General features: G+C 26.5%; 3 protein-coding genes. 1 reads left to right on the forward strand and 2 read right to left on the reverse strand.

What is annotated here, in order from left to right:
- Positions 1-85 precede the first annotated feature (85 nt).
- The gene (locus tag ACR0QS_RS11775; protein WP_432633644.1) at positions 86-247 is read left to right on the forward strand and encodes a hypothetical protein; all 162 of its coding nucleotides are present in this window, start codon (positions 86-88) and stop codon (positions 245-247) included.
- 54 nt (positions 248-301) lie between these two features.
- Here ACR0QS_RS11775 and ACR0QS_RS11780 read toward each other — a convergent pair whose 3' ends face one another.
- A complete protein-coding gene (locus tag ACR0QS_RS11780; protein ID WP_432633645.1) occupies positions 302-3,409 on the reverse strand; it encodes an Eco57I restriction-modification methylase domain-containing protein in 3,108 nt (1,035 codons plus the stop codon).
- Between the two features lie 14 nt (positions 3,410-3,423).
- Positions 3,424-3,941 (reverse strand): PD-(D/E)XK nuclease family transposase (locus ACR0QS_RS11785; RefSeq protein WP_432633646.1); only part of this gene is annotated, 518 nt, incomplete at its 5' end.

Below are 3,941 nucleotides of genomic sequence, written 5' to 3' on the forward strand. Positions count from 1 at the left end.
ATATAAGTCAACTAAAATGCTTGACAATTTTAGTTTTTTATTATACTATTACTAATATAATTTATAAAAGAGGAGGTGATTTATAATGCCTAATTTAATAAAAACAGGCGAAAAATGCCAACAAGGTGGGATATATTCATGCGTAAAAGATAATGAGCAAATATCTCTTGGTTTAAATAATACATGCCCACCTTGTCCAAAATGTAAAAAGGCTTCTTCATTTAGATTAATTAAATCATCAAATTAATAAAATGAAGTAAACAGGGTTTATTATATATTTTATAATAAACCCTGTAAATATTTAATTTCCATTTTCAATAATTTTTCTCTCATTATCATTAATATCATATAATCTATACACGGCTTTATTTATTTTATTTTGCAAATCTGTTATATCATTTTTTTCATTTTCTTTTTTTATAGCAATGCATTCGCATACTAATTTTTCTATAGTTATTGTATCTTTATTGTTAACATTTGGAAAAGGTAATCTATTTATCTCATAATTATTTACATTTTGATTTGTGCTTCTTGCGTTAAAAAGCCAATTAATTAAAGACGAATTCAAAATTCCTAATAAAAATTCATAACTAATATTTACATTATCTTTTATAATTAAATAATTTGCACTATTAGCTAGAGCATAATTTTTTGGTATTATAGTAGCAATAATTCTATACTTATCATCCATTCCCGTAATTCCTTGAAAAGCAATTCTTTCCAAATTATAATGAAAAATTTTACTACCCTTTTTTATATCATTTAAATATCTTTTTCTATCATAATATTCTGGAACGGTTCTTTGACTTGGATTATTTGCAATATAATATTTTTGGATATTAGCTCCAACAAGAAATTTTTCTTTATTTTTATTTTCAGTAAAATATTTTTTAGCAAATGATACATTTAATTCTCCTTCATAAGTATCAGCTATACAACCTATTTTTTTATTATTTTTATAGCATTTAATAAATATAGGTATTTCTTCATTATTGAGGTTCAGAATGTCCATATTTTCGCTATCTATAGACATAATTATATTTTTATTTATATTTGCTTCTTTCTTTTTTGTTTTCATTCTATCAGAGTAAATCTCTAAAATAAAATTATTATTTTTCGCTATTGTCTTTTGTGTTAAAAGTATCATTACTGAAATTTTAGCGTTTTTAAAAATTCTTTTATTTTTATTATCTCTTTCTGGGAAAGAAAGTAATTTATAAATAGATGTGTTATCAATATAAAATTTTCTTACTTCTTTAGCGGCATCATCGGCTAAAAAAGAATTTTGAAATATTTCGCATATAATACCTAAATCTTTACATTGGGTATAAGAAAATAATAAAAATACTTCATAAGCATTAATTTTCCTTACGCATGCCAATTTATATAGGTCATTATTTCTAAAAAATTTTATATTTTCCGTATGCTTTTTATTATTAAATCTATAATACGGTGGATTTGCTATAACTATATCAAATTTATCTTTTATACCAAATTGAATTTGAGGATTAAAAAACATTGCGGTATAATTATCAAAAGGATTCCAAGATAAAAATTTTTCCTTATCTTTCGCTTCCAAATAATCATTATTAACTATAAAGTCTCTCAATTCTTCAAATCTATGTTTTATATTATTCTTATCTTTTTCGGACGAAGAATTAAAATAATCTTCCGATATTGATTTTATTTTTTCTACTATTCCGTCAACATACATTGAATTAAAAGATTGTTGAGCATCCTTTTTTACTTCAAGTGGTATAAGGCTATTTGCCGAAATAAAATTAAATTCCAAATTCGGTAAAGGCTTTATTCCCAAATTATCTTCTCTTTCGTTTTTCTCTTCTTCCACAATCAATGACAAAAAAGCTCGAAGCCTGCTAATTTCTATCGCTATCGGCTGAATGTCCACGCCGTGAATCATATTTTGCAATATATACAATTTATAAGCGTAATCAAATTTTTTCGATTCATAAAGTTTTTCAAATTCAATTTTTGCCTGTCCTTTGATATTTTTAAGCAACAATTTTTTATAAAATTCATGATTTGGGTCTAATTTATCTATAATCATAAAAACTCTTTGCAATATTCCGATTGGAAAAGCTCCGCTACCACAAGCTGGGTCTAATATTTTTATTTCATGTAAAACTGATAATAACTCCTCTATTTCTTTTTTACTTAATTTTGTATCTTCATTAGGATTAAATATTTTTTCTATTTCTTTTTCGCTAATATTTTTAGTATTATTTTGTAGAGATAGTCTTATACTTTCTTTAACCATATAATCTACTATCTCTCTTGGCGTATAGAATGTTGAATTACCTATATCAAAATTTTCATTAGTATCTATTGCTACAAGAAGATTTTCAAATATTCTTCCGAGCATTTCGGGGTCTATAGAAATTTCAATATCGAATGGCGTGCTTTCATCTACCGTAAAATTGTAAAGGCTAAAAAATTCGAACAATTCTTTTATTATTTCGTTGTCAATCGTTTTTACTTTGTCATCGTCTTTTTGTTTTGCAAATAATCCGCCGTTCAAAAATGGAATTTGTTTTTCGTATTTTTTAATTATTTTGCTTATAATTTTTCTTTCGTCCATTTTCGCGTTCAAAACATTAAAAAATAATTCTTCCAAAACTTCCTCATAATAATTATTTTTTACTTCTTCAAATATTGGCGAGTCAAAAATTTCTTTCGGAATCAAATCTTTCTCTCTCAAAAACCAGCAAAAAAGCGTCCTTCCCAAAAACCTTAAACTAAATTCCTTTGCAGAGGTTTCATTCGCTGAAAGCGGGCTTTTGCCTTTAAAATTATTCAAAACATCTTTATAAATCTTATCAAACAATTTTTTAATTCCGTTATAAAATTCTTCATTGACGGGTTCTACGCTAAAAGCCTCTTCGATTTTCTTCACTGTCGTAAAAGCGTCTTTTGTGAGTCTGCTTGCCGCCGTTTTTACTTTCGCTCCTTCGCCGAGTAAATAAGTGAATCTTTTCGGGTTGCTCAAATCTTTTTCAATATCAAAATTTTCGTCCACTTTTTTATCATATTTCACATAAGAAATTCTATATTTCCCAATTTCGTCCGAATCATTAGAATATAAAATAAAAAATATTCCTTTCCCATAAGACTTTCCAACTCCTGTCCTTATAACATCCGTGCATATTTTAGAGATTTTTACTCTTGTCGTTAATTTTGTATTTTTAATTTTAATTTCGTAAACTCCAATCTCTTCGTCAATATTTAAATTGCCAAGCCAAACAATCGCATCCCCGCTCGAATTATCCAAACAGTCGCTATATTTTTCAATTATATTTTCTTCAATCGGAATAACGCCAACATTATAATTAAATCTCTCCCCAAAATATTTAATCCAATCTTCCCGTTTATATCCAAAATCAAATCTCATTTTCTCCCCGCAATTTATAATTTCTCAACTTCTTCAATACTCAATCCCGTTGCCTTACTTATAGATGCATTATCCATATTCATTTGTTTCAAGGTTTTTGCTATAGCATAATTTCGTTCTTTTATCCCTTCGAGTTTTCCCTCTTTTATCCCTTCGAGTTTTCCCTCTTTTATCCCTTCAAGTTTTCCTTCTTTTATTCCTTCTTCTCTCTCTGTTAATAATTCTGCCTTATGGAAATAGCCTTCCCATTCTTTTTTTCGATAGGCGTTTATTAATGGGTCGCTTTCAATGAAACTCTGACATCTCTTTTCTACTTCTTCAAAAATATTATTCTCTTTTATTAAATTTGACATATTCTCTCCTTTAAAAAATTTTATCCAAGTATTTAATTTTTCCTTACTAATATTATTTATATCAAACTTCGGTAATTCAATATAATGCAACATGCAATGGTCGGTTAATATTTTATTATGATTAATTTCTTTTAATAAATAACATGAATGAAAATCTTTTATATCGTTAAATATTGTAA

Source organism: Brachyspira sp. (assembly GCF_050873525.1).
Taxonomy (GTDB): Bacteria; Spirochaetota; Brachyspiria; order Brachyspirales; family Brachyspiraceae; genus Brachyspira.

Coding starts and splice junctions, on each gene's coding strand:
- ACR0QS_RS11780 (WP_432633645.1), bottom strand. CDS start 3,409: ATGAGATTTGATTTTGGATATAAACGGGAAGATTGGATTAAATATTTT.
- ACR0QS_RS11775 (WP_432633644.1), top strand. CDS start 86: ATGCCTAATTTAATAAAAACAGGCGAAAAATGCCAACAAGGTGGGATA.